The sequence below is a fragment of the Pseudomonas sp. JS425 genome (assembly GCF_018223845.1).
Classification (GTDB): Bacteria; Pseudomonadota; Gammaproteobacteria; order Pseudomonadales; family Pseudomonadaceae; genus Aquipseudomonas; species Aquipseudomonas asiatica.
The window spans coordinates 4050986-4077710 of record NZ_CP073661.1 but is presented as its reverse complement, the minus strand read 5'-3'; the positions used below and the strand labels follow the sequence as shown (position 1 = coordinate 4077710).

23 protein-coding genes are annotated in these 26725 nt (G+C 63.3%); 8 read left to right on the top strand and 15 right to left on the bottom strand.

The window, feature by feature from the left end; genetic code table 11:
* The first annotated feature begins 13 nt into the window (after positions 1 to 13).
* Positions 14 to 844 carry an NAD(+) diphosphatase gene (nudC, locus tag KDB76_RS19020; RefSeq protein WP_013973304.1) on the top strand — a complete coding sequence of 277 codons (831 nt, stop codon included), beginning with the start codon at positions 14 to 16 and terminating at the stop codon, positions 842 to 844.
* Positions 845 to 974: 130 nt separating this feature from the next.
* Here nudC and KDB76_RS19015 read toward each other — a convergent pair whose 3' ends face one another.
* The 11 genes from KDB76_RS19015 to KDB76_RS18965 form a co-directional block, all read right to left on the bottom strand.
* Positions 975 to 1754, bottom strand: coding sequence for a TSUP family transporter (locus KDB76_RS19015; RefSeq protein WP_013973303.1), 780 nt, complete (start codon positions 1752 to 1754; stop codon positions 975 to 977).
* A gap of 201 nt (positions 1755 to 1955) precedes the next feature.
* Complete coding sequence (locus tag KDB76_RS19010) at positions 1956 to 2786, bottom strand: alpha/beta hydrolase (protein WP_023661251.1); 831 nt, start codon at positions 2784 to 2786, stop codon at positions 1956 to 1958.
* A 203-nt stretch (positions 2787 to 2989) separates the two neighbouring features.
* Positions 2990 to 4279 (bottom strand): FAD-binding oxidoreductase, encoded by a 1290-nt coding sequence (locus KDB76_RS19005; protein WP_038409960.1) that lies wholly within the window; start codon positions 4277 to 4279, stop codon positions 2990 to 2992.
* 233 nt (positions 4280 to 4512) lie between these two features.
* On the bottom strand, positions 4513 to 6456 hold the full coding sequence (locus KDB76_RS19000; protein ID WP_038409959.1) for a DNA topoisomerase III: 1944 nt from the start codon (positions 6454 to 6456) through the stop codon (positions 4513 to 4515).
* Between the two features lie 223 nt (positions 6457 to 6679).
* A complete protein-coding gene (locus KDB76_RS18995) occupies positions 6680 to 7108 on the bottom strand; it encodes a GNAT family N-acetyltransferase (protein WP_003258855.1) in 429 nt (142 codons plus the stop codon).
* On the bottom strand, positions 7101 to 8267 hold the full coding sequence (locus KDB76_RS18990) for a cupin domain-containing protein (protein WP_038409958.1): 1167 nt from the start codon (positions 8265 to 8267) through the stop codon (positions 7101 to 7103). The genes KDB76_RS18995 and KDB76_RS18990 overlap by 8 nt, the downstream gene beginning before the upstream one ends.
* An 81-nt stretch (positions 8268 to 8348) precedes the next feature.
* Positions 8349 to 9719 carry an adenylosuccinate lyase gene (purB, locus tag KDB76_RS18985; protein WP_013973297.1) on the bottom strand — a complete coding sequence of 457 codons (1371 nt, stop codon included), beginning with the start codon at positions 9717 to 9719 and terminating at the stop codon, positions 8349 to 8351.
* Positions 9720 to 9956: 237 nt separating this feature from the next.
* Complete coding sequence (gene hflD / locus KDB76_RS18980; protein WP_015270973.1) at positions 9957 to 10583, bottom strand: high frequency lysogenization protein HflD; 627 nt, start codon at positions 10581 to 10583, stop codon at positions 9957 to 9959.
* A complete protein-coding gene (gene mnmA, locus KDB76_RS18975; protein WP_023662389.1) occupies positions 10580 to 11704 on the bottom strand; it encodes a tRNA 2-thiouridine(34) synthase MnmA in 1125 nt (374 codons plus the stop codon). The genes hflD and mnmA overlap by 4 nt, the downstream gene beginning before the upstream one ends.
* A gap of 60 nt (positions 11705 to 11764) precedes the next feature.
* On the bottom strand, positions 11765 to 12205 hold the full coding sequence (locus KDB76_RS18970) for an NUDIX hydrolase (protein WP_023662388.1): 441 nt from the start codon (positions 12203 to 12205) through the stop codon (positions 11765 to 11767).
* A gap of 191 nt (positions 12206 to 12396) precedes the next feature.
* On the bottom strand, positions 12397 to 14622 hold the full coding sequence (locus KDB76_RS18965) for an NADP-dependent isocitrate dehydrogenase (RefSeq protein WP_013973293.1): 2226 nt from the start codon (positions 14620 to 14622) through the stop codon (positions 12397 to 12399).
* A 427-nt stretch (positions 14623 to 15049) separates the two neighbouring features.
* On the opposite strand from KDB76_RS18965, the gene icd reads away from it, so the two are divergent.
* Positions 15050 to 16306: an NADP-dependent isocitrate dehydrogenase gene (gene icd / locus KDB76_RS18960; protein WP_013973292.1), complete on the top strand. Its 1257-nt coding sequence runs from the start codon at positions 15050 to 15052 to the stop codon at positions 16304 to 16306.
* A gap of 73 nt (positions 16307 to 16379) precedes the next feature.
* Here the strand turns inward: icd and cspD are convergent, their stop codons facing one another.
* On the bottom strand, positions 16380 to 16640 hold the full coding sequence (gene cspD / locus KDB76_RS18955; RefSeq protein ID WP_013973291.1) for a cold shock domain-containing protein CspD: 261 nt from the start codon (positions 16638 to 16640) through the stop codon (positions 16380 to 16382).
* Between the two features lie 229 nt (positions 16641 to 16869).
* On the opposite strand from cspD, the gene clpS reads away from it, so the two are divergent.
* Both clpS and clpA read left to right on the top strand, forming a co-directional pair.
* The gene (gene clpS / locus KDB76_RS18950) at positions 16870 to 17232 is read left to right on the top strand and encodes an ATP-dependent Clp protease adapter ClpS (protein WP_013973290.1); all 363 of its coding nucleotides are present in this window, start codon (positions 16870 to 16872) and stop codon (positions 17230 to 17232) included.
* A gap of 30 nt (positions 17233 to 17262) precedes the next feature.
* On the top strand, positions 17263 to 19533 hold the full coding sequence (clpA, locus tag KDB76_RS18945; RefSeq protein WP_013973289.1) for an ATP-dependent Clp protease ATP-binding subunit ClpA: 2271 nt from the start codon (positions 17263 to 17265) through the stop codon (positions 19531 to 19533).
* 84 nt (positions 19534 to 19617) lie between these two features.
* Here clpA and infA read toward each other — a convergent pair whose 3' ends face one another.
* The 3 genes from infA to aat all read right to left on the bottom strand — a co-directional run bounded on the left by infA (position 19618) and on the right by aat (position 21382).
* Complete coding sequence (gene infA, locus KDB76_RS18940) at positions 19618 to 19836, bottom strand: translation initiation factor IF-1 (protein WP_002553999.1); 219 nt, start codon at positions 19834 to 19836, stop codon at positions 19618 to 19620.
* A 102-nt stretch (positions 19837 to 19938) separates the two neighbouring features.
* Positions 19939 to 20646 (bottom strand): arginyltransferase, encoded by a 708-nt coding sequence (locus KDB76_RS18935; protein WP_013973288.1) that lies wholly within the window; start codon positions 20644 to 20646, stop codon positions 19939 to 19941.
* 55 nt (positions 20647 to 20701) lie between these two features.
* Positions 20702 to 21382 (bottom strand): leucyl/phenylalanyl-tRNA--protein transferase, encoded by a 681-nt coding sequence (aat, locus tag KDB76_RS18930; RefSeq protein WP_013973287.1) that lies wholly within the window; start codon positions 21380 to 21382, stop codon positions 20702 to 20704.
* A 445-nt stretch (positions 21383 to 21827) separates the two neighbouring features.
* Here aat and KDB76_RS18925 point away from each other — a divergent pair, with 445 nt between their 5' ends.
* From KDB76_RS18925 to crcB, 4 genes are all read left to right on the top strand, one after another.
* Positions 21828 to 24317, top strand: coding sequence for a DNA translocase FtsK (locus KDB76_RS18925; protein WP_024087387.1), 2490 nt, complete (start codon positions 21828 to 21830; stop codon positions 24315 to 24317).
* Positions 24318 to 24379: 62 nt separating this feature from the next.
* A complete protein-coding gene (gene lolA / locus KDB76_RS18920; protein WP_003258873.1) occupies positions 24380 to 25015 on the top strand; it encodes an outer membrane lipoprotein chaperone LolA in 636 nt (211 codons plus the stop codon).
* A 12-nt stretch (positions 25016 to 25027) separates the two neighbouring features.
* Entirely contained in the window at positions 25028 to 26353 is a 1326-nt protein-coding gene (locus KDB76_RS18915) for a replication-associated recombination protein A (protein WP_038409957.1), read from the top strand.
* Positions 26350 to 26724, top strand: a complete 375-nt coding sequence (crcB, locus tag KDB76_RS18910) for a fluoride efflux transporter CrcB (protein ID WP_038409956.1) — start codon at positions 26350 to 26352, stop codon at positions 26722 to 26724. The genes KDB76_RS18915 and crcB overlap by 4 nt, the downstream gene beginning before the upstream one ends.
* The last annotated feature ends 1 nt before the right edge of the window (position 26725 follow it).

The following is a 26725-nucleotide window of genomic DNA, read 5'->3' as shown; positions in this document are numbered from 1 at the left end:
GGGAACCCCCGACATGTCAGCACGCTGGACTACCGCAGTACTCGACCCGCAGATCACCGGGGGGCTGGCCGTGGCCCGCAGCCCGGAAGGGTTCCTGGTGGACGACAACGGCGCGCTGTTCCCTCGCGACTGGCTCAAGCGCCAGGACCTCGACGTACTGTGCGAGCACGGCATCGGCCACTTCGACGGCCAGCCGGTGTTCCTGCTGGAGCTGCGCAGCGCCACCGATGTGCCCGGCTGCTCCTGGCGCGGCCTTCGCGCGTTCATGCTCGAAGGTGACTCCGACACATACAAGGTGCTGGGCTATGCCGCGCAGATCGGCACCTGGGCCCGCGAGCACCGATTCTGCGGCAGCTGTGGCCAGGCGATGACGCAAATTCGCTGGGAACGGGCAATGTACTGCCAGCCGTGCGATCTGCGCAGCTACCCGCGCATTTCGCCAAGCATGATCGTGCTGGTGACCCGTGGCGACGAAATCCTGCTGGCGCGTTCGCCACGCTTCGTCACCGGGGTGTACAGCACACTGGCAGGCTTTGCCGAGCCGGGCGAGTCGGCCGAGGACTGCCTGGTGCGCGAAGTGCGTGAAGAAGTGGCGGTGGAGGTGCAGAACATCCAGTACATCGGCAGCCAGTGCTGGCCGTTCCCCCACTCGATGATGCTGGGCTTTCACGCCGAATACGCTGGCGGCGAGATCGTCATGCAGCCGGACGAGATCGAGGACGCCAAGTGGTTCAGCGTTCACGACCTGCCGCCGCTGCCGGCCGGGCGGTCCATCGCCCGGTATCTGATCGACCTGTATGTTGCACGGCGGCTGGGCTGTGATATCCCTGCTTTCCCGTCCTAGCTGCAGTGAGAAATGTTCTCCGACTAGGCGCAGGGCGCAGGCAATGGTCATTCCATTGCCAAGTCCTGCAACGACGGCGGAGGACATTTCTCGCGCAGATAGGGCGGGAAAGCAGGGGTATCACAGCCTATCAGGCTTGGCCGAACCAGTGCTGCCACGCTAGGCGCACGGTCAATGCCAGCACCACGGTGATGAACACCGGGCGGATGAACTTGCTGCCGCCACTGATCGCCGTGCGTGCGCCGAAGAAGGCGCCAACCATCACCGACAGGCCCATGCACAGGCCGACGATGTAGTCCACCTGCCCGGAAATGATGAACACCGTCAGCGCTGCGATGTTGCTGACGAAGTTCATGCTGCGCGCCACGCCGCTGGCACGGACCAGGTCGATGGGGTAGAGCAGCAGGGTGCTAACCGTCCAGAACGCCCCGGTACCCGGGCCGGCCACGCCGTCATAGAAGCCCAGGGTAAAGCCTTGCGGTACTTGCCACTTTTTCCTGATCGGCGCATCGGCATCCAGCGGCGCCTTGGGCGTGCCGCCGAACAGCAGGTAGACGCCACAGGCGAAGACGATCACCGGCAACATCTTGTTCAGCCATTCGGCCGGCATGTAGTGGGCGATCACTGCACCCAGCAAAGCACCGACCAAAGTGGCGAACAATGCCGGGCGCCATTGCGCCGGGTGGAACAGCTTGCGCCTGTAGTAGGTGAAGCCGGCGGTGGCCGAGCCGAAGGTAGAGCTGAGCTTGTTGGTGCCCAGTACCAGGTGCGGCGGCATGCCCGCGGTGAGTAGCGCCGGGGTGGTGAGCAGGCCGCCACCGCCGGCGATGGCATCGATGAAACCGGCGACGAAGGCGACCAGGGCCAGGATCAGCAGGGTGAGGGGTTCTACGGTGAGTTCGAAGGGCATGGGGTTTTGGCAGGCAGGGAGGCAGGGGGCGGCAAAGGGCCGCACTAGAAGGGTGACATGGTAATCCTGGGGGGAGGTGTGTTGCCAGTGCCGGCCCTTTCGCGGTCATGCCTGCTCCCAAGGTTACCTGCACATTTCAAGACTTGTGCAGTACCTGCGGGAGCGGGCGCGCCCGCGAAAGGGCCGGTACAGGCCATCACATCAGCTACGGATAAACGCCAGCAAATCCGCATTGATCACATCGGCATGGGTAGTCGGCATGCCGTGCGGGTAGCCCTTGTAGGTCTTCAGTGTGCCGTTGGGCAGCAACTTCGCCGACAGTACCCCGGAATTTTCATACGGTACGATCTGGTCATCGTCGCCGTGCATCACCAGCACCGGCTGGGTGATGCCCTTCAGGTCTTCGGTGAAGTCAGTCTGGGAAAACGCCACGATGCCATCGTAATGGGCCTTGGCGCTGCCAATCATGCCTTGGCGCCACCAGTTGCCGATGACGCCTTCGCTGCCTTCTGCACCGGGGCGGTTGTAGCCGTAGAACGGTCCGGCCGGCACATCGCGGTAGAACTGCGCACGGTTGCTGGCGACCTGGGCCTGAAAACCGTCGAACACCGATTTGGGCAGGCCACCAGGATTGCCGGGCGTCTGCACCATCAATGGCGGTACGGCGGCGATCAGCACGGCCTTGACCACCTTGTCTTCAGGGTGCCGGGCCATGTAGCGCACCACTTCACCGCCACCGGTCGAGTGGCCGACATGCACGGCGCCCTGGATGCCCAGGTGAGCGACGACCGCCGCCACATCGTCGGCGTAATGGTCCATGTCGTGGCCGTCCCATACCTGGCTGGAGCGGCCATGGCCGCGGCGGTCGTGGGCAACCACGCGGTAACCATGGGCGAGGAAGAACAGCAACTGGGCATCCCAGTCGTCGGCGCTGAGAGGCCAGCCGTGATGGAAGTGGATAACCGGTGCATCGCGCGGGCCCCAGTCCTTGTAGAAGATCTGTACGCCGTCCTTTGTAGTTACATAGCTCATGGTCGGGTCTCCTGTGTACAGGAAGCGAAGGGAGCTATTGAGAATAGGAGGGATTTGGCTTGGCACTGGAGATTATGGGTGCGGATTTGCACGGTCCCCTGTGGGAGCGGGCGAGCCCGCGAACACCGGCGAAGCCGGTGCCATCCATCGCGACGCCTGTTTCGCGGGCATGCCCGCTCCCACAGGGGAGTTGTGTCAACTAATCAGACGCGGTCGCGCATCCGGTACCAGGCCTTGGCCGCAGCCTCCAGCGGCGCCGCCAGCAGGTCGCCGCCGGGGAAGCGGCCGTTGTCGATGCCTTGGTACAGCGCCAGCAGGTCGTCGTCGCCAAGAATGGCATCGCTTACCGCCCGCGCCGCCGCCAGTGTAGGTAGCACGCCATGGCCCGAGAACCCCTGCAGCCAGTAGCGCTGGCCCTCGCGACCGACATCCGGGGTGCGCTGGATGCTGCAGTCGATATGGCCGCCCCAGGCATAGTCGATGGCCACCCCGGCCAGCTGCGGAAATACCCGCTCCAGGTAGGGGCGGGTAGCGCTGGCGACATCTTTGGGAATACCGCCCAGATAGGTGCAGCCGCCGCCGAACAGCAGGCGATGGTCCGGGGTGAGGCGGAAATAGTCGGGCACGAACTGGTTGTCGATCACGCAACTGTTGCGTGGCAGCAGCGAGCGGGCAAAGTCGGCGTCCAGTGGCGCGGTGGCCACCTGGTAGGAACCGACGGGCAACAGGCGGCGGGACAGGCCGCGGTCGAGGCGGTCGATGTAGGCGTTGCAGGCCAGTACCAGCACGTCGCTGCGCACTTCGCCACGCTCGGTGCGGGCGGTGTAGCCGCTGCCGGTCCGTTGATAGTCGAGCACCTGGCTTTGTTCGAAGATGAGCCCACCGGCAGCTTCGATGGTGCTGGCCAGCCCCTGAGCCAGCTTGAGCGGGTTGAGGTGGGCGCCTTTGGCGTCGTATAGCGCGGCCTGGTAGCGCGGGCTGTCGATCCATTGCGGCAGCTCGTCGCGGCCGATCAGGCGCAGGGCGTCGTAGCCCCATTTGTGTTCGGCCTCATGCAGGGCCTCTTCCAGCATCTTTACCCGGCGCGGCAGTACGGCGGTCCACAGGCTGCCCAGCCGGTAGTCGATGCCGAAGCCGTGGCGCTCGGGCAGTTCGCGCATTTCATTGGCGGCCCAGCACATGCTGGCCCACAGGCGTTGGGTGCATTCGGTGCCCAAGGCCTTTTCCAGCGGCGGCATGTCGCACGACCAGCCGAGCAGTGCCTGGCCGCCATTGCGGCCGGACGCGGCCCAGGCCACGCGGCTGGCTTCCAGCAGCGTTACACGCTTGCCGGCCTGGGTCAGGCGCAAGGCGGTGTGCAGACCGCTGAAGCCGGCGCCGATGATCAGGACCTCGGTGTCGTGGCTGCCTTGCAGGGTAGGGTGCAGGGGAATGCTGGCGGGGTAGGTCTGGGCGTAGTAGCTGGCGACGTGCTGGGCGGATTGTTTGAACATGCAGGGGTCTCATGAAAATTCTTGTGTTTATTTTCATGAAAACTTAGCAGGTAAATTTCATGGCGCCAATGCATTGGCCGGGTTTGTGGCTTACCTCGGGTTGTTGTTTTCCTGTCCAGGCCCTTTCGCGGGTAAACCCGCTCCCACAGAGTCATCAACGGTCTCGAGGTCGGCGCTGTAACTGTGGGAGCGGGTCTACCCGCGAAGGGGCCTGACCTGAGAGTGCAAAATTTTCAGGTTGTCGCCTTTTTTCGAGGCTGTCTTGGCTTGCCTGCGGCCGCTTTGCCTTTCCCGCCACCCCTCCGCTTTTTCTTCCACGGCGGCGCAGCCCCGGCTGCCGGCCCGCTGATGGTCATGCGCATGCCGCTGCACCGTTCGACCAGCTTGCCCATCCATGCCGACTGCCGGGCGACGAACTCTTCCAGCGTCATCTCGCCACTCTGCACCATGTCCAGCGCCTGCTCCCAGATAGCTGTGGTACCAGGGTCGGCAATGGCGCGAGGTACGGCGTCGATCAGGCTGAAGGCCGCAGGGGTGGCGGATAGCGCCTTGCCGTTCTTCACCAGGTAGCCGCGGTCAAGCAGGCCCTGGATGATGCTGGCGCGGGTGGCTTCGGTGCCGATACCGGTGGTTTCCTTGAGCTTCTGCTTCAGCCGCGGGTCGTCCACCAGCTTGGCCACGTTCTTCATTGCCTTGATCAGGTCGCCTTCGGTAAACGGCTTGGGCGGCTGGGTCCACAGGTCTTTCAATTGCAGGCCCTGCACCGTGCAGTCCTGGCCTTCGCGCAGCGCCGGCAGCACCTGGGCCGGTGGTGCCTCGCGGCCCTTGGCCGGGGTCAGCGCCTCGGGCAGAGCACGGCGCCAGCCTGGTTCGACGATCTGCTTGCCTACGGCACGCAGGGCATGGCCGGCGCAGTCGAAGTCGGCCTGGGTGCGGTCGTACTCATGGTTGGGCAGGAACTGCGCCAGGTAGCGGGCGCGGATCAGGGTGTACACCGCCTTGTGCTTGGCTGGCAGGCGCGACGGGTCGCTGGCAGCGGCGGTGGGGATGATGCCGTGGTGGGCGCTGACCTTGGCGTCGTTCCACGCCCGTGAGCGGCGTTGCGGCTCCAGATAGGGCTGCAGCGGCGCCAGGCTGGCATCGGAACGTTGCAGGGCGGCGAGGATGGCTGGCGCTTCGGCGTGCTGGCTTTGCGGCAGGTAGCCGCAGTCGCTGCGCGGGTAGGTGATCAGCTTGTGGGTTTCGTACAGGGCCTGGGCGATGTCGAGGGTTTCCTGGGCGCCGAGGCCGAACTTTTTCGAGCACAGCTCCTGCAGGGTGCCAAGGTCGAAGGGCAGGGGTGCCGCTTCACGCACGCGTTCGGTGGTCACCTTCACGGCCCGGGCAGTACCCGCATTGCCGATGTCGGCGGCAGCCTGCTGCGCCAGGGCCTGGTTCAGGCAGCGGCCCTGGTCGTCGCAGGCGTCATCGGGGGCGCGCCACTGGGCGTTGAAGCCAAAGCCTGCGTGTTCGAGCTGCACGTCGATGGCCCAGAACGGTACCGGCACAAAGTCGGCGATGCCGCGGTCTCGGTCGACCACCAGGCGCAAGGTGGGCGTTTGCACCCGGCCCACCGGCAGCACGCCCTGATACCCCGACTGGCGGCCCAGCAGGGTGAACAGCCGGCTCATGTTCATGCCGATCAGCCAGTCTGCGCGCGAACGGCCCAGCGCCGAGTGGTACAGGTTGAAGGTTTCGTGGCCCGGCAGCAGCCGCGCCAGGGCCTTGCGAATGGAGGCGTCGTCCAGTGCCGACAGCCACAGGCGCTGCACCGGGCCGCGGTAGCGGCAATGCTCGACCAGTTCGCGGGCGATCATTTCGCCTTCGCGGTCGGCGTCGGTGGCGATCACCAGTTCGCGTGCTTCGCCGAGCAGGCGCTTGACTGCCTTGAACTGGCTGGCGGTCTTGGGCTTGACCAGCATTTTCCACTTTTCCGGGATGATCGGCAGGTCGGCCAGGTTCCAGCGCTTGTAGCGTTCGTCGTAGCTGTCGGGCGGGGCGGTTTCCAGCAGGTGGCCGATGCACCAGGTCACGCAGACGTCGGTGCCTTGCCAGCAGCCATCGCCCTTGCGGTTGGCGCCGAGCACTTTGGCGATGTCTTTTGCCTGGGAGGGTTTTTCGCAGAGGAACAGGCGCATGGCCGGGGACGCTTCATCGGGGGTGATGGGCGATAGGATGCGCAAGCGAGGGCGCGGAGGCAAGTTTTATCTGGATGGATGTACAGGTTTTTGTCAGGGAAGATGTATTTTGCTGTGCCGGCCTCTTCGCGGGCTTGCCCGCTCCCACAGGTACTGCACAGCATTCAGTATCTGTGGGGTCCTTGTGGGAGCGGGCAAGCCCGCGAAGAGGCCGGTACAGGGATCAGGCGCGCGAGTCGCGCACCATGTCCACGTGCGGGATGCCGGCTTCGAGGAACTCTTCGCTGACTACGCGAAAGCCCAGCCGCTCGTAGAACGGCGTGGCGTGCACCTGGGCGCTGAGCATCTGCTGTTTAAGGTCGCGGTTCTGTGCTTCGACAATCACCGCGTTCATCAGCGCGTCACCCACCTTCAGCCCGCGCCAGTCCTTCAGCACCGAGACCCGGCCAATGGTGCCGTCAGGCAGCAGGCGCGCGGTGCCGATCGGGTAGTCGCCTTCCAGGGCCAGGAAGTGCGCGGCGGTCGGGTCATCCGAATCCCACTCCAGTTCTGGTGGAACGTGCTGTTCGGCAATGAACACCGCTTCGCGGATGCGGCGGATGTCGGCGTTGTCCTTGTGCCAGTCGGCGAGGCGCACACGAATCTTATTCATTGGCGAATCCCAGGCTTCCTTGTTTGACCAGCTGCTGTACCAGCATAAGGCCATCTTCATCCTGCAGCCATTCGCCCAGGTTGTCGATGTGCAGGGCGTCGGCCGCGCAAACCAGCTTCAGCAGCTCGCGCAGTTTGCCCGGCAGCGGGCAGCTGCGGCCGCTGGCGAACAGCAGCAGGTCTTCTTCGAACTCCGACCAGGCCAGGCGCGCGCTCGGGTTGCGGATCAGGATGGCGCCTTGTTCCAGGGCATCGATCAGTTCTTCCTCGGACAGCTCTTCACCGACGATCTGCTCGGGGTAGCGTGGCTCGGTCATGAACTGGCCGAACCAGGTCAGCAGCAGGTCCTTGTCGCCCATGTGCTTGTCGAGCAGCGCCTTGAGGCGGTCGAGGGCATCGTGCTGGATCTGGTGCGGGTCACTAACCGGCTGGGCGTCGGCGTCGCTGTAGCGTTCTTCATCGGGCAGGAACTGGCCGAGGAAATCGGTGAAGTGGGTCAGCACTTCGGCGGCGCTTGGCGCGCGGAAGCCTACCGAGTAGGTCAGGCAGTCGTCCACGGCCACGCCGTAGTGGGCCAGGCGTGGTGGCAGGTAGAGCATGTCGCCCGGCTCCAGGGTCCACTCATCGCTCTGCTCGAAGTCGGCGAGGATGCGCAGGTCGGCGTGCTCCAGCAGCGAGCTGTCGCTGCTGCACATCTGGCCGATTTTCCAGTTGCGCTGGCCGTGGCCCTGCAGCAGGAACACGTCGTAGTTGTCGAAGTGCGGGCCGACGCTGCCACCAGGGGCGGCGAAGCTGATCATCACGTCATCGATGCGCCAGCTGGGCAGGAAGCGGAAGTTTTGCAGCAGTTCGGCTACTTCCGGGACGAACTGGTCCACGGCCTGCACCAGCAGGGTCCAGTCCTTTTCCGGCAGCTCGGCGAAGGTATCTTCGGTGAACGGGCCGCGGCGCAGCTCCCACGGGTGCGCGCCGTGCTCGAGCACGATACGCGACTCTACTTCCTCTTCCAGGGCCAGGCCGGCCAGCTCGTCGGGGTCGATCGGGCTGATGAAGTCCGGGAATGCCTGGCGCACCAGCAGCGGCTTCTTCTGCCAGTAGTCGCGCATGAATTCGCGGGCCGAGATGCCGCCGAGCAGCTGCAGTGGAGTATCAGGATTCATGTTCAACCTATTGAAAAAATGTAATTTTCGTCCGGGAATAAAAACGCCCGGCCAGGCCGGGCGTTGAACGCGACGGTCAGCTTAGATGCGTTTGGCCTGTGCTGCCGCGTTGCCGATGTAGGTAGCAGGGGTCAGCTGCTTGAGCTCGGCCTTGGCTTCGGCTGGCATGTCCAGGCCGTCGATGAAGGTCAGCAGCGCTTCTGGGGTGATGCCCTTGCCACGGGTCAGCTCTTTGAGCTTCTCGTAGGGGTTTTCGATGTTGAAGCGGCGCATCACGGTCTGGATCGGCTCGGCCAGCACTTCCCAGCAGGCGTCCAGGTCGGCGGCAATGCGGGCTTCGTTGACTTCCAGCTTGCCGATGCCTTTCAGGCTGGCTTCGTAGGCGATGACGCTGTGGGCAAAGCCCACGCCCAGGTTGCGCAGCACGGTGGAGTCGGTCAGGTCACGCTGCCAGCGCGAGATCGGCAGCTTGCTGGCCAGGTGCTGGAACAGCGCGTTGGCGATACCCAGGTTGCCTTCGGAGTTTTCGAAGTCGATCGGGTTGACCTTGTGCGGCATGGTCGACGAGCCGATTTCGCCGGCAACGGTCTTCTGCTTGAAGTAGCCCAGCGAGATGTAGCCCCACACATCGCGGTCGAAGTCGATCAGGATGGTGTTGAAGCGGGCGATGGCGTCGAACAGCTCGGCAATGTAGTCGTGCGGCTCGATCTGGGTGGTGTACGGGTTGAACTGCAGGCCCAGCTCGTCTTCGATGAAGGCGCGGGCGTTCTGCTCCCAGTCGATCTGCGAGTAGGCCGACAGGTGGGCGTTGTAGTTGCCCACGGCGCCGTTGATCTTGCCCAGCAGCGGTACGGCGGCAACCTGGGCGATCTGGCGCTCCAGGCGGTACACGACGTTGGCCAGTTCTTTACCCAGGGTGGTCGGCGAAGCCGGCTGGCCGTGGGTGCGCGACAGCATGGGCACGTCGGCGTGGGCGTGAGCCAGGGCGCGGATGGCGTCGGCGATCTGGCGCATCAGCGGCAGCAGCACTTCGTCACGGCCGGCGCGTAGCATCAGGGCGTGGGACAGGTTGTTGATGTCCTCGCTGGTGCAGGCGAAGTGGATGAACTCGCTGACCTTGGCCAGCTCAGGCAGCTTGGCGGCCTGCTCCTTGAGGAGGTATTCGATCGCCTTGACGTCGTGGTTGGTGGTGCGCTCGATTTCCTTGACGCGTTCGGCGTGCTCGAGCTTGAAGTCGGTGGCCAGGCTGTCCAGCAGGGCGTTGGCTTCGGCGGAGAACGCCGGCACTTCGCCGATCTGCGGGTGGGCGGCCAGGCGCTGCAGCCAGCGCACTTCGACCAGGGCGCGGAAACGGATCAGGCCGAATTCGCTGAAAATGGGGCGCAAGGCCTGGGTTTTGCCGGCATAACGGCCGTCTACAGGGGAAACCGCAGTGAGCGAAGAGAGCTGCATGGGGTGTTCTCGGACAGTCAGGCTTTTGGAAGGGCGCATATCATACATGAATTTCGCGCCCGAGTCGGGTGGCTGACCAAAGGTCGGGCCATAAATCAGCTGTGGCATTGTGCATTGCCTGTTCTGGCCCTATCACCAGCAAGCCAGCTCCCGCTGGTAATGCACCGGTCTTGAGCACAGTGCATATCCTGCGGGAGCTGGCTTGCCGGCGATGAGGCCGGAACTGTCAAACCCCTGTCAGGAGGGGCTGCGCATCATGTCGTACAGTTCGTTCAACAGCTTGCGCCGGCTGAATACCAGCTGCCAGCGGTGCCCGCCCAGCTGGCGCCACAGGCGTGCGGCGCGGATGCCGGCCAGCAGCAGGGCGCGGATCTTCGAGGCGTTGCTGGCCTGCTGCAGGAAGCGCATGTCGCCATGCACCTGGATGCGCTGGCGCAAGGTGCTCAGGGTGTCCTGGTACAAGGCTCCGCTGGAAGCGATGACGTTTTCATGAACCAGGCCAAAATGCTCGGCCTGGGACTGGATTTGCGGCAGGCGGTTGCCGATGGTGTCGAGCAGGTCGCCGCGCTTGTTCAACTGGCGTTCAAGGCCCAGCATCGACAGGGCGTAGCGCAGTGGCTCGCGCTGCAGGCTGCTGGGGTCGCGCTCCAGCGCACCGACCAGCGCGCGATAGCCGTCGCGCAGGTTCAGGTCGTCACCGCCGAAAACTTCCAGGGTGTCCTTGGGGTCACGGACCAGCAGGCTGCCCAGCATGCAGCCGATGTTGGCCTCGCTGGCCTGGCCGGTGCGGGCGATGCGGTCGACCAGTACGGCGGCCTGGAACACACCGCCCAACGCAATCAGCTGCTCCTGCAGGTTGCTCATGCACGCGGGCTCCACGGCTCGGCAGCTTCGATCACGCCGCCGCCCAGGCACACTTCGCCGTCGTAGAACACCACCGACTGGCCCGGGGTGACGGCGCGTTGCGGTTCGTCGAACACTGCGCGGTAGCCGCTTTCGGTCAGCTCCAGGGTGCACTGCTGGTCGCTTTGGCGGTAACGCACCTTGGCGGTGAGCTGGCGTGGGTTGCTGAGGTCGACCGGGTTGACCCAGAAAATTTCCGAAGCGAGCAGGGCGCGGGAGAACAGCCACGGGTGTTCATTACCCTGGCCGACCACCAGCACGTTGCGGGTCAGGTCCTTGTGCAGCACGTACCACGGCTCGTCACCGGCGTCCTTCAGGCCGCCAATGCCCAGGCCCTGGCGCTGGCCGATGGTGTGGTACATCAGGCCGTGGTGGCGGCCGATCACTTCACCGTCGGTGGTCTCGATGTTGCCCGGCTGGGCCGGCAGGTATTGCTTGAGGAAGTCGCTGAAGCGACGCTCGCCGATGAAGCAGATGCCGGTGGAATCCTTTTTCTTGGCGGTGGCCAGGCCGTGCTTTTCGGCAATGGCGCGTACTTCGGGCTTTTCCAGCTCGCCAACCGGGAACAGGGTACGTGCGATTTCCTTGCCGCCGACGGCGTGCAGGAAGTAGCTCTGGTCCTTGTTCGGGTCCAGGCCCTTGAGCAGTTCGGTGAGCCCGCCGGTGTCGCGGCGGCGCACGTAGTGGCCGGTGGCGATCAGGTCGGCACCCAGCGACAGGGCGTAGTCGAGGAACGCCTTGAACTTGATTTCGCGGTTGCAGAGGATGTCCGGGTTGGGCGTGCGGCCGGCCTTGTACTCTTCGAGGAAGTGCTCGAACACGTTGTCCCAGTATTCGGCGGCGAAGTTGGCGGTGTGCAGCTTGATGCCGATGCGGTCGCACACGGCCTGGGCGTCGGCCAGGTCTTCACGGGCGGTGCAGTATTCGGTGCCGTCGTCTTCTTCCCAGTTCTTCATGAACAGCCCTTCCACCTGGTAGCCCTGCTCCATGAGCAGAAGGGCGGAGACGGAAGAGTCCACGCCGCCGGACATGCCGACGATGACGCGGGTCTTGGCGGGGTCTTTGAGTGCTGGGCTGGTCATGGGTACCGGTGTGTATCAAAGGGGGAAAAACGCCAATTCTATCAAACCTGCGGCGGCGCGTCAGTCGCGCAGCAGGTCGAGGCTGTGCAAGGGGCCTTTGAGGTAATCGTCGAGACAGCGTGGCACCAGTTCGCTGCGCCAGCGGGCAGGGTCGGCCAGCAGTTCGTCGCGGGTCAGCCACACGGCGCGGACGATGTCGCTGTCCAGTGCCAGGTCGGCGTGATGGCGCACGGGGCGGGCGGCGAAGCAGACGCGCTGGTAGGTCACGCCGTTGCTTGGGGCGGTGTACAGGTAGATGCCGACCACGCCGGTGAGCTCGACTTCCCAGGCGGTTTCTTCGAGGGTTTCGCGCAGGGCGGCCTGGGGCAGGGTCTCGTTGGGTTCGAGGTGGCCGGCGGGCTGGTTGAAGACGTGCTGGTTGGCTTTGAACTCTTCGACGAAAAGGAACTTGCCTTCGTGTTCGACGATGGTGGCGACGGTGATGTGGGGTTGCCAGGTCATGAACAGCTCCTTAGAGGCCTGCACAGCCCTTGTGGGAGCGGGTTTACCCGCGAATGCGTCAGTGGATTCGCCATCGCATTCGCGGGTAAACCCGCTCCTAAAGAGTCCGCGCTGGCGGCCAGAAATCGTTTATCCAGAAAGCACAAACCCCGGTGCGTGGCCGGGGTTTGTGCTGTTACTTCAAGCGAACCTTACAGGGCGGCAATGGCGCTGTTCAGGGTCTGGCTTGGGCGCATCACCTTGGCGGTCAGCTCGGCATCCGGAGCGTAGTAGCCACCGATGTCGGCCGGCTTGCCCTGGACGGCGTTGAGCTCGGCGACGATGGTCTCCTCGTTCTCGGTCAGGGTCTTGGCCAGTGGTGCGAAGCGTGCCTGCAGGGCAGCGTCGTCGTTCTGCGCAGCCAGGGCCTGGGCCCAGTACAGGGTCAGGTAGAAGTGGCTGCCGCGGTTGTCGATACCGCCAACTTTGCGCGAAGGCGACTTGTTGGTGTCGAGGAACTTGCCGGTGGCCTGGTCCAGGGTATTGGCCAGCACTTTGGCGCGCGGGTTGTCGTAGGTGTTGCCCAGGTGCTCCAGGGAAGCGGCCAGGGCCAGGAATTCACCCAGCGAGTCCCAACGCAGGAAGTTCTCTTCCACCAGCTGCTGCACGTGCTTCGGTGCCGAACCGCCGGCGCCGGTTTCGAACAGGCCACCGCCGTTCATCAGCGGCACGATCGACAGCATCTTGGCGCTGGTGCCCAGTTCCATGATCGGGAACAGGTCGGTCAGGTAGTCGCGCAGCACGTTGCCGGTCACCGAGATGGTGTCCTTGCCTTCGCGGATGCGGGCCAGGGAGAACTTGATGGCGTCGACCGGTGCCAGGATGCGGATGTCCAGGCCGGTGGTGTCGTGATCCTTCAGGTACTTCTGCACCTTCTCGATCATCACGCCGTCGTGGGCGCGGGCCGGGTCCAGCCAGAACACTGCAGGGGTGTTGCTCAGGCGGGCACGGTTGACGGCCAGCTTGACCCAGTCCTGGATCGGCGCGTCCTTGACCTGGCACATGCGGAAGATGTCGCCGGCTTCGACGTTCTGCTCGAGAACGACCTGGCCTTTGCTGTCGACCACGCGCACGACACCGTCGGCCTTGATCTGGAAGGTCTTGTCGTGGGAGCCGTATTCTTCGGCCTTCTGTGCCATCAGGCCGACGTTCGGTACGCTGCCCATGGTGGTCGGGTCGAAGGCGCCGTTGGCTTTGCAGTCTTCGATGGTGGCCTGGTAGATGCCGGCGTAGCAGCGGTCCGGGATGATCGCCTTGGCATCCTGCAGTTCGCCAGCGGCGTTCCACATCTTGCCCGAGTCACGGATCATGGCCGGCATCGAGGCGTCGACGATGACGTCGCTCGGCACGTGCAGGTTGGTGATGCCTTTGTCGGAGTTGACCATGGCCAGGGCCGGACGCTGGGCGTACAGGGCCTGGATGTCGGCTTCGATCTCGGCCTGCTTCTCGGCTGGCAGGTCCTTGATGCGGGCATACAGGTCGCCGATGCCGTTGTTGGCGTTGAAGCCAACTTCAGCCAGGGCGGCGGCATGCTTGGCCAGCACGTCGTTGTAGAACTCTTCGACGATGACGCCGAACATGATCGGGTCGGAGACCTTCATCATGGTGGCTTTCAGGTGTACCGACAGCAGCACGCCGGAGGCCTTGGCATCGGCGATCTGCTCGGCAATGAAGGCTTTCAGGGCCTTGCGGCTCATGGTGGCGCAGTCGATGACTTCGGCAGCTTTTACCGCAGTCTTTTCTTTCAGTACGGTGGTGTTGCCGTCTTTGCCGACCAGCTCGATGCGCAGGCTGTCGTCAGCTTCGATCAGTGCGGCTTTCTCGCTGCCGTAGAAGTCGCCCTGGGTCATGTGGGCAACGTGCGACTTGGAGTCGGCAGCCCAGGCGCCCATCTTGTGCGGGTGCTTGCGGGCGTAGTTCTTGACCGACAGCGGCGCGCGGCGGTCGGAGTTGCCTTCGCGCAGGACCGGGTTCACGGCGGAACCTTTGATGCGGTCGTAGCGGGCGCGGGATTCTTTCTCTTCCGCGGTGGCCGGCTCGTCGGCGTAGTCAGGGATGTTGAAGCCCTTGCCTTGCAGTTCCTTGATCGCGGCTTTCAGCTGCGGTACCGAGGCGCTGATGTTCGGCAGCTTGATGATGTTGGCTTCCGGGGTGGTAGCCAGCTGGCCCAGTTCCGCCAGGTGATCGCCTACTTGCTTCTCTGCGCCCAGTTGCTCCGGGAAGGCGGCGAGGATGCGGCCAGCCAGGGAGATGTCGCGGGTTTCGACGGCGATGTCAGCCGAAGCGGTGAAAGCTTCGATGATTGGCAGCAGCGAGTAAGTGGCGAGGGCGGGGGCTTCGTCGGTGAAGGTATAGATGATCTTGGAACGGGTGGGCATGCGGGTTAACTCTCTGTGTGCTGAGCGTGCTCGAGTCTCGTGGTGCGCAGGGTAGGCGCATCGCCCTGGCAGCGCCATGAGCGGAAAGTCGAGAGGCTGCGAGCGGTGATGGTGGATGCATCAGTCGAGCGTCAAGTGCTGAGCTGCGGTAACAACCCAGGCTTTATGGCCAGGCTTTGTGTCCATTCATGGCCAAGGGCGGTCCGCATTTTTCCAAGGGATCGCCCCGATGACCCTTCGGTCGCGGCGGAGTATACCAAACCATTCGGGCTAATCAGCAAGGCCAAGTGATATCGGCCCATTTATAAGACCAAAGACTAAGCGGCAATGTGGCGGGTTGTCGCATGCCTTGCAGGTCGGCAGATGTGGTTTAGGCTCAGTGGATCGCATGATGTCCAATCACACCCGACAGCGGAGTAGTGCAAGCATGGGATACCAGAAAATCAAGGTTCCGACCGACGGCACCAAGATCACCGTCAATGCCGACCATTCGCTCAACGTTCCTGACAACCCGATCATTCCCTATATCGAGGGCGACGGGATTGGCGTCGATGTCTCGCCGGTAATGATCAAGGTGGTCGACGCCGCCGTGCAGAAGGCCTACGGCGGCAAACGCAAGATCGCCTGGATGGAGGTGTACGCTGGCGAAAAAGCCACCCAGGTGTACGACCAGGACACCTGGTTGCCGCAGGAAACCCTCGATGCCGTGCGTGATTACGTGGTGTCGATCAAGGGGCCGCTGACCACGCCGGTGGGCGGGGGTATCCGGTCGCTCAACGTGGCCTTGCGCCAGCAACTGGACCTGTACGTGTGCCTGCGCCCGGTGCTGTGGTTCCAGGGCGTGCCCAGCCCGGTGAAGAAGCCAGGTGATGTGGACATGGTGATCTTCCGCGAGAACTCCGAGGATATCTATGCCGGCATCGAGTGGAAGGCCGGCTCGCCAGAGGCGAACAAGGTGATCAAGTTCCTCAAGGAGGAAATGGGCGTTACCAAGATCCGCTTCGACCAGGACTGCGGCATTGGCGTCAAGCCGGTGTCTCGCGAGGGCACCAAGCGCTTGGTGCGCAAGGCCCTGCAGTACGTGGTGGATAACGACCGCGAGTCGCTGACCCTGGTGCACAAGGGCAACATCATGAAGTTCACCGAGGGTGCCTTCAAGGACTGGGGTTATGAAGTGGCGCGCGACGAGTTCGGGGCCGAGTTGCTCGATGGTGGCCCGTGGATGAAGTTCAAGAACCCCAAGAGTGGGCGCGAGGTCATCGTCAAGGACGCCATCGCCGACGCCATGCTGCAGCAGATCCTGCTGCGCCCGGCCGAGTACGACGTGATCGCCACCCTCAACCTCAACGGTGACTACCTGTCCGACGCCCTGGCGGCGGAAGTGGGTGGTATCGGCATTGCGCCGGGTGCCAACCTGTCCGACACCGTGGCCATGTTCGAGGCCACCCACGGCACCGCGCCCAAGTATGCCGGGCAGGACAAGGTCAACCCGGGTTCGGTGATCCTGTCGGCGGAGATGATGCTGCGGCACATGGGCTGGACCGAGGCGGCAGACCTGATCATCAAGGGTACCAACGGCGCGATTGCCGCCAAGACCGTGACGTATGACTTCGAGCGCCTGATGGACGGCGCCACACTGGTGAGCAGTTCAGGCTTTGGCGATGAAATGATCAAGCATATGTAGGGCAATGGAAAACCGGCCGCTTCCATTAAAGAAGCGGCCGGCTTGTTCGTATACCGGCAGGCGGCTCAGCAGATCAGGCGTCGGCAGTGCTGCCGGCTGGCCGTGCGCTGGTCGGCGCAGGCGCGGCAGTGGAAGCGCTGCAGATCTTGACTGCGTGCAGGCCTTTGGGGCCTTGGATAATCTCGAAACTCACGGCCTGGCCGGCCTTGAGCGTCTTGTATCCGTCCATCTGGATGGCTGAGTAATGAGCGAACAAGTCTTCATCCTTGCCCTCTTCATTGATGAATCCGTAGCCCTTGGCATTGTTGAACCACTTGACTTTACCGCTTGCCATCCCTATGTCCCTCTGCAAAGGACTCCATCACTGGAGTATCATCCACTCATCCGCATACGAACCATGCGAAAAATCTGGTTGACTGCGCGGATCTTTATCGACCACGGTGGGTTCTTATTGGTTGTAACACCGTTTTGCCGATAGTCAAGGTCGCCCGGCGCCTGCGCTGGCCGTGCCCTTCGCAGTCAACCCACAACCTTAACCTGTCGCTCATGATGAAATTCTTTCCATGCATGCACCTAGTGAGATTCGACTAACATTCAATCAGGATCGCCCGCAATCGAATGAGGACGACGGCTCAGGTCTTGCAGTTCAGGAAGCCAAGCCGATCCTGCAGGCGCCACCTATGTACAAGGTGGTTTTGTTCAACGATGACTACACGCCGATGGATTTCGTCGTCGAAGTGCTCGAGACGTTCTTCAATCTGAACCGCGAGCTGGCGACCAAGATCATGCTGACCGTCCATACCGAAGGGCGGGCAGTGTGCGGATTGTTTACCCGTGACATCGCCGAAACAAAGGCTATGCAGGTCAACCAATACGCCAGGGAAAGCCAGCATCCGCTACTCTGTGAAATCGAGAAGGACGGTTAATCGCCGACCACTTGGGTATGAGGTGAAGCTATGTTAAACCGCGAGCTCGAAGTCACCCTCAATCTTGCCTTCAAGGAGGCTCGTTCGAAGCGTCATGAGTTCATGACCGTCGAACATCTGCTGCTGGCACTCCTTGACAATGAGGCTGCCGCGACCGTTCTGCGCGCCTGTGGCGCCAATCTCGACAAACTCAAGCACGACCTGCAAGAGTTCATCGATTCCACCACACCCCTGATTCCGGTCAACGACGAAGATCGTGAAACCCAGCCGACCCTGGGCTTCCAGCGTGTACTGCAGCGTGCCGTGTTCCACGTGCAAAGCTCCGGCAAGCGTGAAGTCACTGGCGCCAACGTGCTGGTTGCGATCTTCAGCGAACAGGAAAGCCAGGCCGTGTTCCTGCTCAAGCAGCAGAGCGTGGCCCGTATTGACGTGGTCAACTACATCGCCCATGGCATCTCCAAGGTGCCGGGCCATGGTTCGCATTCCGAAAGCGACCAGGAAATGCAGGACGAAGAGGGCGGCGATACCGCCTCTTCGAGCAACCCGCTGGATGCCTATGCCAGCAACCTGAACGAGCTGGCCCGTGCCGGCCGTATCGACCCGCTGGTTGGCCGCGAGCAGGAAGTGGAGCGCGTGGCGCAAATCCTTGCCCGTCGGCGCAAGAACAACCCGCTGCTGGTGGGTGAGGCAGGCGTGGGCAAGACCGCCATTGCCGAAGGCCTGGCCAAGCGCATCGTCGATGGCCAGGTGCCCGACCTGCTGGCGCAGAGCGTGGTGTATTCCCTCGACCTCGGCGCACTGCTGGCGGGTACCAAATACCGTGGCGATTTCGAGAAGCGCTTCAAGGCGCTGCTCGGCGAGCTGCGCAAGCGCCCGCAGGCGATCCTGTTCATCGATGAAATCCACACCATCATTGGTGCCGGTGCGGCGTCGGGCGGGGTGATGGATGCGTCCAACCTGCTCAAGCCGCTGCTGTCGTCCGGTGAGATCCGTTGCATCGGTTCGACCACCTTCCAGGAATTCCGCGGCATTTTCGAGAAGGACCGTGCCCTGGCACGGCGCTTCCAGAAGGTTGATGTCAGCGAGCCGTCGGTCGAAGACACCGTGGGCATCCTGCGTGGCCTGAAAGGGCGCTTCGAAAGCCACCACAACATCGAGTACAGCGACGAAGCCTTGCGCGCCGCCGCTGAACTGGCCTCGCGCTACATCAATGACCGGCACATGCCGGACAAGGCCATCGACGTGATCGATGAAGCCGGTGCCTACCAGCGCCTGCAGCCGGAGGCCAACCGCGTCAAGCGCATCGACGTGCCGCAGGTCGAAGACATCGTCGCCAAGATTGCGCGCATTCCGCCGAAGCACGTCACCAGTTCCGACAAGGAACTGCTGCGCAACCTCGAGCGTGACTTGAAATTGACCGTATTTGGTCAGGACCAGGCGATCGATTCGCTGGCCACCGCTATCAAGCTGTCCCGCGCCGGCCTCAAGTCGCCGGACAAGCCTGTCGGTTCGTTCCTGTTCGCCGGCCCGACCGGCGTCGGCAAGACCGAAGCTGCACGGCAGCTGGCCAAGGCGCTGGGGGTTGAGCTGGTGCGCTTCGACATGTCCGAGTACATGGAGCGCCACACCGTGTCGCGCCTGATCGGTGCGCCTCCTGGCTATGTTGGCTTCGATCAGGGTGGTTTGCTGACCGAGGCGATCACCAAGCAACCGCACTGCGTATTGCTGCTCGACGAAATCGAGAAGGCCCACCCGGAAGTCTTCAACCTGCTGCTGCAGGTGATGGACCACGGCACCCTGACCGACAACAACGGGCGCAAGGCCGACTTCCGCAACGTGATCCTGATCATGACCACCAACGCTGGCGCTGAAACCGCCGCGCGGGCCTCGATCGGCTTTACCCATCAGGACCATGCGTCCGATGCCATGGAAGTCATCCGCAAGAGCTTCACGCCGGAGTTCCGCAACCGCCTGGACACCATCATCCAGTTCGGCCGCCTGAGCCACGAGACGATCAAGAGCATCGTCGACAAGTTCCTTATCGAACTGCAGGCGCAGCTGGAAGACAAGCGTGTGCTGCTGGAGGTCAGCGATGATGCGCGCGGTTGGCTGGCGGCCTCGGGCTACGACGTGCAGATGGGTGCGCGGCCGATGGCGCGGCTGATCCAGGACAAGATCAAGCGGCCGCTGGCCGAGGAGATCCTGTTTGGCGAACTGGCCGAGCATGGTGGCGTGGTGCACGTCGACCTGCGCGATGGCGAGCTGGTGTTCGACTTCGAGACCACGGCTGAGGTTGCGTGATAGATGGGGCTGCAAAGCAGCCCCCTACAATCCTGAAGGCACAAAAAAGCCCGGCACATGGCCGGGCTTTTTCATGGCTTGAGCTTAGCGCGCACGGTAAGTGATGCGGCCCTTGCTCAGGTCGTAGGGCGTCAGTTCGACGCGGACCTTGTCGCCAGTGAGAATACGGATGTAGTTCTTGCGCATCTTTCCGGAGATGTGCGCGGTTACGACGTGCCCGTTTTCCAACTCCACGCGGAACATGGTGTTGGGCAGGGTGTCGACGACAGTACCTTCCATTTCGAAGCTGTCTTCTTTCGACATGCAGTAGAGCCCTCGGATCCAGTGTTGGCCCGACGCATAACCGCACCGGGCAAAAAAGTGGCGTGGATTATGCCCGAAAACTGTGTGTCAAGCCAATGCCTTTCAGTTGAGGGTGACCCAGCGCTGGTTTATCAGCAATTCGATAGGTCGATACTGTGTCTTGTAGTTCATTTTCTTGCAGTTCTTGATCCAGTAACCCAGGTAAACCGCTTCCAGGTCCTGGCGCAGGGCTTCGGTAATCTGCCAGAGAATGGCAAAGCGGCCCAGGCTCCGGCGTTCTTCGTCCGGTTCGTAGAAGGTGTACACAGCCGACAGGCCGTTGGGCAGCAGGTCGCACACCGCCACCGCCATCAAGCGGCCTTCCAGGCGGAACTCATAGAACCAGCAGAACGGCAGGTCGCGCACCAGGAAGGTGGAGAACTGATCGCGGCTGGGTGGGTACATGTCACCGTCGGCATGGCGCGTTTCGATATAGCGCCGGTACAGTTCGAAGTACTCTTCCTTGAACGCTGGACGTGCAGCGGTCACGGTCAGGTCGGCGTTGCGCTTGAGGATGCGCCGTTGCTGGCGGTTTGGGATGAAGCGCGCCGCCGGGATGCGTGCCGGCACGCAGGCATTGCAGTTCTGGCAGTGCGGGCGGTACAGGTGGTCTCCACTGCGGCGGAAGCCCATTTCCGACAAATCGGCGTACACGTGCACGTCCATCGGCTGGCTGGGGTCGAGGAACAGCGTGGTTGCCTGTTCGTCGGGCAGGTAGCTGCAGGAGTGGGGTTGAGTGGCATAGAACTTCAACCGCGCCAACTCTGTCATGATCAACCCCCTCGGTGAGACTTTGTTTAAGTGTAAGCCAGCTACGGGAACTCGCCTAGGAAAGCCATGTGGCGCTGTTGGGCTGGTCGAGGTGGCGTGCCAGGTAGTCGGCAAACTCGGCGCGGCTGATGGCGTGGGCTCCCAGGCTGTGCAAATGGTTGGTTGGCATCTGGCAGTCGATGAGGACGAAACCGGCTTGGCGCAGGTGGTTGACCAAAGTCACGAAGCCGACCTTGGAAGCGTTGTCGGCGCGGCTGAACATCGATTCACCGAAGAACAACTGGCCCATGGCCAAGCCATACAGACCACCGACCAGCTCGCCGTCCTGGCGCACCTCCACCGAATGGGCGATGCCGCGTCGGTGCAGCTCGCAGTAGGCGGCACGCATGGTGTCGGTGATCCAGGTGCCGTCGGCGTAGTCACGTGGCGCGGCGCAGGCGGCGATCACCGCCGGGAAGTCTGTGTCGAAGCTGACCTGGTAGCGGCCCTGGCGCATCAGCTTGGCCAGCGAGCGCGACACGTGCAGCTGGTCCGGGAGCAGCACCGTGCGCGGGTCGGGTGACCACCAGAGGATCGGCTGGCCGTCCTGATACCACGGGAAGCAGCCATGGCGATAGGCCTGCACCAGGCGCTCGGGGCTCAGGTCGCCGCCGGCAGCGAGCAGGCCGTTGGGGTCATGCAGGGCCTTTTCCAGAGGCGGGAAGGTCAGCGAGTCGCGGGTCAGCCAGGTGAGCATGGTCTATCGTGCGGTGGGGGAGGGGAGAGGGCAGCATGGCGCGGGTGAAAAGCAGGGTCAATCTCTTTGGCTTATTCGCGGGCGCGCCCGCTCCCACAGGCCATGTGCAGGCTCTGAAGCCTGCGGGGTACCTGTGGGAGCGGGCAAGCCCGCGAAGAGGCCGGCACAGGTGATGAAAATAGGCAATTTCCTACACATTCATGAAACCGCAGGCACCATCCGCTACATTTGCTGTCACACCTGTGCAAAAACACAGCATAAGCCTTTGTCACAAAAGAAAATGCATGCTCAAATTGCAGCTATATGAAAGTCGCCCCCGGCCAAATCCCCATCTGGCGTGCCGCCATGGCGGCTGGCGGGCAGTAATGTTAAAAGTAGTGGTTCATTGGCCGCACCGTCGGCCGATCACTATTGGACGCGCAGCACGCGCAGGAATAGACGCGTTTTGAAGAAATCCACCGCAACTCCAGCTCCCTTGCCCGTCCCTCTGTGGCGGCAGCAGCTGCATTATCGCCTCAAGGAAGGTGCGTTGATCGCTGTCGGCGCCCTGTGCCTGTACCTGTGGATGGCGCTGCTGACCTACGATACGTCGGACCCGGGCTTCAGCCACACCAGCAACGTCGACCAGGTGCAGAACGCCGCCGGGCGTGCCGGTGCCTACTTCGCCGACATCCTGTTCATGGTGCTGGGGTACTTCGCCTACATCTTCCCGCTGCTGCTGGCGATAAAGACCTGGCAGATCTTCCGCGAACGCCACCAGCCCTGGGACTGGAGCGGCTGGCTGTTCTCCTGGCGGCTGATCGGCCTGGTGTTTCTGGTGCTGTCTGGTGCGGCGCTGGCCCATATCCATTTCCACCCGCCTGCGAGCATGCCGTTCTCCGCCGGTGGTGCATTGGGCGAGAGCCTCGGCGACCTGGCGCGCAACCTGCTGAACGTGCAGGGCAGCACGCTGATGTTCATTGCCCTGTTCCTGTTCGGCCTGACCGTGTTCACCGACCTGTCGTGGTTCAAGGTGATGGACCTGACCGGCAAGATCACCCTCGACCTGTTCGAGCTGGTGCAGGGCGCCGCCAACCGTTGGTGGGAAGCGCGCAACGAGCGCAAGCGCCTGGAGGCGCAGCTGCGTGAGGATGAACCGGTGGTCAAGGCCGCGCCAATGACCGCCGACAAGCGCGAACCGGCCAAGCCGGCGCTGCGCGAGCGCATTTTCAAGCGTGAAGAAGCACCTGCCCAGCCGGTCGAACCACGTGAGCCAACCCTGTCGCGCGAGCCTGTGGTGCCACGCGAGTCGCCGGCACCTCGTGAGCCGGTAATCTCTCGCGAACCACCTGCCGCGGCCCCGATGATCGTGCCGCCGACACCCGCCAGGGCGCCGGAGCCGAGCAAGCGGGTGATGAAGGAGAAGCAGGCGCCGCTGTTCGTCGACAGCGCGGTGGAAGGCACCTTGCCGTCGATCTCCATCCTCGACCCGGCCGAACAGAAGAAGATCGAGTACTCGCCGGAATCCCTGGCCGGTGTCGGCCAGCTGCTGGAAATCAAACTCAAGGAATTCGGCGTGGAAGTGGCGGTGGACTCGATCCACCCGGGCCCGGTGATTACCCGTTACGAAATCCAGCCGGCCGCCGGTGTGAAGGTCAGCCGTATCGCCAACCTGGCCAAGGACCTGGCGCGTTCGCTGGCAGTGACCAGTGTGCGTGTGGTCGAGGTCATCCCCGGCAAGACCACCGTGGGTATCGAGATCCCCAACGAGAACCGGCAGATGGTGCGTTTCTCCGAAGTGCTGGCCACGCCGCAGTACGACGAGCAGAAATCGCCGGTCACCCTGGCCCTGGGCCACGACATCGGCGGCAAGCCGGTGATCACCGACCTGGCCAAGATGCCGCACCTGTTGGTGGCCGGTACTACCGGTTCCGGTAAGTCGGTGGGTGTGAACGCGATGATCCTGTCGATCCTGTTCAAGTCCAGCCCGGAAGACGCGCGGCTGATCATGATCGACCCGAAAATGCTCGAACTGTCGATCTACGAGGGCATCCCGCACCTGCTGTGCCCGGTGGTCACCGACATGAAGGACGCCGCCAACGCCTTGCGCTGGAGCGTGGCCGAGATGGAGCGGCGCTACAAGCTGATGGCGGCCATGGGCGTGCGTAACCTGGCCGGCTTCAACCGCAAGATCAAGGACGCCCAGGAAGCCGGCGAGATCATCCATGACCCGCTGTACCGCCGCGAGAGCATGGACGACGAGCCGCCTGCGCTGAAAACCCTGCCGACCATCGTGGTGGTGGTCGACGAATTCGCCGACATGATGATGATCGTCGGCAAGAAGGTCGAAGAGCTGATCGCCCGTATTGCCCAGAAGGCGCGGGCCGCCGGTATCCATCTGATCCTCGCTACCCAGCGCCCGTCGGTGGACGTGATTACCGGCCTGATCAAGGCCAACATCCCGACCCGCATGGCATTCCAGGTATCGAGCAAGATCGACTCGCGGACCATCATCGACCAGGGTGGTGCCGAGCAGTTGCTGGGCCACGGTGACATGCTGTACATGCCGCCGGGCACTAGCCTGCCGATTCGTGTGCACGGCGCGTTCGTCTCCGACGACGAGGTGCACCGCGTCGTCGAAGCGTGGAAGCTGCGCGGCGCTCCGGACTACAACGACGACATCCTCAACGGTGTCGAGGAGGCCGGCAGCGGCTTCGAAGGCGGCGGCGGTGGTGGCGATGGCGAAGATTCGGAAAGCGACGCCCTGTATGATGAGGCCGTGCAGTTCGTGCTGGAAAGCCGCCGCGCGTCCATCTCGGCCGTGCAGCGCAAACTGAAGATCGGCTACAACCGCGCCGCCCGCATGATCGAAGCCATGGAAATGGCCGGCGTGGTCACCCCCATGAACAGCAACGGCTCGCGGGAAGTGATCGCCCCGGGCGGCCCGCGCGACTGACGAACACCTTGCCGGGCGCCAACGGTGGCGCCCGGCCTTTTCAATGCTCGATGAGGACTCCCATGCGCGCGATTCGCATGCTGTTGGTTTCTGCCCTGGCCGCGGCTTCTGTGTCGGCCACCGTATCGGCTTTTGCCGGTGAGCAAGACGTACAACGCCTGACCCAATTGCTGGAAAAGTCGCAGACCATCGAGGCCAACTTTTCCCAGCTGACCCTGGACGCCGGCGGCACCAGCCTGCAGGAAACCTCCGGCAAGATGACCGTCAAGCGCCCGGGCCTGTTCTACTGGCACACCGATGCGCCGCAGGAGCAGGTGGTGGTATCCGACGGCAAGAACGTCACCCTGTGGGACCCGGACCTGGAACAGGCGACCATCAAGAAGCTCGACCAGCGCTTGAACCAGACCCCGGCGCTGCTGCTGTCCGGTGACGTGTCGAAGATCAGCCAGAGCTTCGACATCAGCTCGAAGGAGCAGGGCGAAGTGATGGACTTCACCCTCAAGCCGAAGACCAAGGACACCCTGTTCGACTCGCTGCGCGTGTCGTTCCGCAAGGGCCTGATCAACGACATGCAACTGATCGACAGCGTCGGCCAGCGCACCAACATCCTGTTCAATGGCGTGAAAGCCAACCAGGCGGTGCCGGACAGCAAGTTCAAGTTCGACATCCCCAAAGGCGCGGACGTCATCAAGGAGTAACCAGAGCTCGCCATGGACCTGTTTCGAAGCGAACCCGTCGCCCAGCCCCTGGCCGCTCGTCTGCGCCCGTCCAACCTGGACGAGTACGTCGGCCAGGAGCACCTGCTGGCGCGCGGCAAACCGCTGCGCGAAGCGCTGGAGCAGGGTGCGCTGCACTCGATGATCTTCTGGGGGCCGCCGGGGGTGGGCAAGACCACCCTCGCGCGGCTGCTGGCGCAGTTCTGCGATGCGCACTTCGAAACGGTGTCGGCGGTATTGGCCGGGGTGAAGGAGATTCGCCAGGCGGTCGAGGTGGCCAAGCAGCAGGCTGGCCAGTACGGCCGCCGAACCATTCTGTTCGTCGACGAAGTGCACCGCTTCAACAAGTCGCAGCAGGATGCCTTCCTGCCCTATGTGGAAGACGGCACCCTGCTGTTCATTGGCGCCACCACCGAAAACCCGTCGTTCGAGCTGAACAACGCACTGCTGTCGCGGGCGCGGGTGTATGTGCTCAAGAGCCTGGACGAGGCGGCGCTGCGCAAGCTGGTCAACCGCGCGTTGACGGAAGAGCGCGGCCTGGGCAAGCGCAACCTGCGGGTTGGCGATGACGCCTTCAAGATGCTGATGGCCGCCGCCGACGGCGATGGCCGGCGCATGCTCAACTTCCTGGAAAACGCCTCGGACCTGGCTGAAGACGGCAGCGAGATCGATGTCGAGATGTTGGAGAGCCTGCTCGGCGACAGCCGCCGCCGCTTCGACAAGGGTGGCGAGGCGTTCTACGACCAGATTTCCGCGCTGCACAAGTCAGTGCGTGGCTCCAACCCCGATGGCGCCCTGTACTGGTTCGCGCGCATGCTCGATGGCGGCTGCGATCCGCTGTACATTGCCCGCCGCGTGGTGCGCATGGCCAGCGAAGACATCGGCAACGCCGACCCGCGCGCGCTCAGCCTGTGCCTGGCGGCCTGGGATGTGCAAGAGCGCCTGGGCAGCCCCGAGGGCGAACTGGCGGTGGCCCAGGCCATCACCTACCTTGCCTGTGCGCCGAAGAGCAACGCGGTGTACATGGGCTTCAAGACCGCCCTGCGCGAGGCTGCCGAGCATGGCTCGCTGGAAGTGCCGTTGCACCTGCGCAACGCCCCGACCAAGCTGATGAAGCAACTGGGCTACGGCGACGAGTACCGCTATGCCCACGATGAACCCGACGCCTATGCCGCCGGCGAAGACTACTTCCCCGAGGAACTCGAGCCGCGCCAGTACTACCAGCCGGTGCCCCGTGGCCTGGAACTGAAGATTGGCGAGAAGCTGCGCCACCTTGCCGACCTTGACCGCAACAGCCCCCGCCAACGGAGAAAGCCGTGATTGCACTGATTGCCGCCGTCAGCGCTGGCGGTATTGCCGGTACCTTGTTGCGCTTTGCCACCACCAACTGGGTGTCTGCCCACTGGCCACGGCACTTCTATCTCGGTACGCTGGCGGTCAACCTGGTTGGCTGCCTGCTGATCGGCCTGCTTTATGGTCTGTTCTTGCACAAGCCGATCGCGCCGGTCGAGCTGCGCGCCGGGCTGATCGTCGGCTTCCTCGGCGGCCTGACGACTTTTTCCTCCTTTTCGCTGGATACCGTACGCCTGCTGGAAAGCGGGCAAGTGCCCCTGGCTTTGGGCTATACCGGTATCAGCGTGGTGGGCGGGCTGCTCGCGACCTGGGCCGGCCTGTCCCTGACCCGATTCTGAA

Excerpts from the sequence above, each read along its gene's own strand:
- nudC (WP_013973304.1), top strand. The coding sequence starts at position 14 with ATGTCAGCACGCTGGACTACCGCAGTACTCGACCCGCAGATCACCGGG.
- KDB76_RS19015 (WP_013973303.1), bottom strand. The coding sequence starts at position 1,754 with ATGCCCTTCGAACTCACCGTAGAACCCCTCACCCTGCTGATCCTGGCC.
- KDB76_RS19010 (WP_023661251.1), bottom strand. The coding sequence starts at position 2,786 with ATGAGCTATGTAACTACAAAGGACGGCGTACAGATCTTCTACAAGGAC.
- KDB76_RS19005 (WP_038409960.1), bottom strand. The coding sequence starts at position 4,279 with ATGTTCAAACAATCCGCCCAGCACGTCGCCAGCTACTACGCCCAGACC.
- KDB76_RS19000 (WP_038409959.1), bottom strand. The coding sequence starts at position 6,456 with ATGCGCCTGTTCCTCTGCGAAAAACCCTCCCAGGCAAAAGACATCGCC.
- KDB76_RS18995 (WP_003258855.1), bottom strand. The coding sequence starts at position 7,108 with ATGAATAAGATTCGTGTGCGCCTCGCCGACTGGCACAAGGACAACGCC.
- KDB76_RS18990 (WP_038409958.1), bottom strand. The coding sequence starts at position 8,267 with ATGAATCCTGATACTCCACTGCAGCTGCTCGGCGGCATCTCGGCCCGC.
- purB (WP_013973297.1), bottom strand. The coding sequence starts at position 9,719 with ATGCAGCTCTCTTCGCTCACTGCGGTTTCCCCTGTAGACGGCCGTTAT.
- hflD (WP_015270973.1), bottom strand. The coding sequence starts at position 10,583 with ATGAGCAACCTGCAGGAGCAGCTGATTGCGTTGGGCGGTGTGTTCCAG.
- mnmA (WP_023662389.1), bottom strand. The coding sequence starts at position 11,704 with ATGACCAGCCCAGCACTCAAAGACCCCGCCAAGACCCGCGTCATCGTC.
- KDB76_RS18970 (WP_023662388.1), bottom strand. The coding sequence starts at position 12,205 with ATGACCTGGCAACCCCACATCACCGTCGCCACCATCGTCGAACACGAA.
- KDB76_RS18965 (WP_013973293.1), bottom strand. The coding sequence starts at position 14,622 with ATGCCCACCCGTTCCAAGATCATCTATACCTTCACCGACGAAGCCCCC.
- icd (WP_013973292.1), top strand. The coding sequence starts at position 15,050 with ATGGGATACCAGAAAATCAAGGTTCCGACCGACGGCACCAAGATCACC.
- cspD (WP_013973291.1), bottom strand. The coding sequence starts at position 16,640 with ATGGCAAGCGGTAAAGTCAAGTGGTTCAACAATGCCAAGGGCTACGGA.
- clpS (WP_013973290.1), top strand. The coding sequence starts at position 16,870 with ATGCATGCACCTAGTGAGATTCGACTAACATTCAATCAGGATCGCCCG.
- clpA (WP_013973289.1), top strand. The coding sequence starts at position 17,263 with ATGTTAAACCGCGAGCTCGAAGTCACCCTCAATCTTGCCTTCAAGGAG.
- infA (WP_002553999.1), bottom strand. The coding sequence starts at position 19,836 with ATGTCGAAAGAAGACAGCTTCGAAATGGAAGGTACTGTCGTCGACACC.
- KDB76_RS18935 (WP_013973288.1), bottom strand. The coding sequence starts at position 20,646 with ATGACAGAGTTGGCGCGGTTGAAGTTCTATGCCACTCAACCCCACTCC.
- aat (WP_013973287.1), bottom strand. The coding sequence starts at position 21,382 with ATGCTCACCTGGCTGACCCGCGACTCGCTGACCTTCCCGCCTCTGGAA.
- lolA (WP_003258873.1), top strand. The coding sequence starts at position 24,380 with ATGCGCGCGATTCGCATGCTGTTGGTTTCTGCCCTGGCCGCGGCTTCT.
- KDB76_RS18915 (WP_038409957.1), top strand. The coding sequence starts at position 25,028 with ATGGACCTGTTTCGAAGCGAACCCGTCGCCCAGCCCCTGGCCGCTCGT.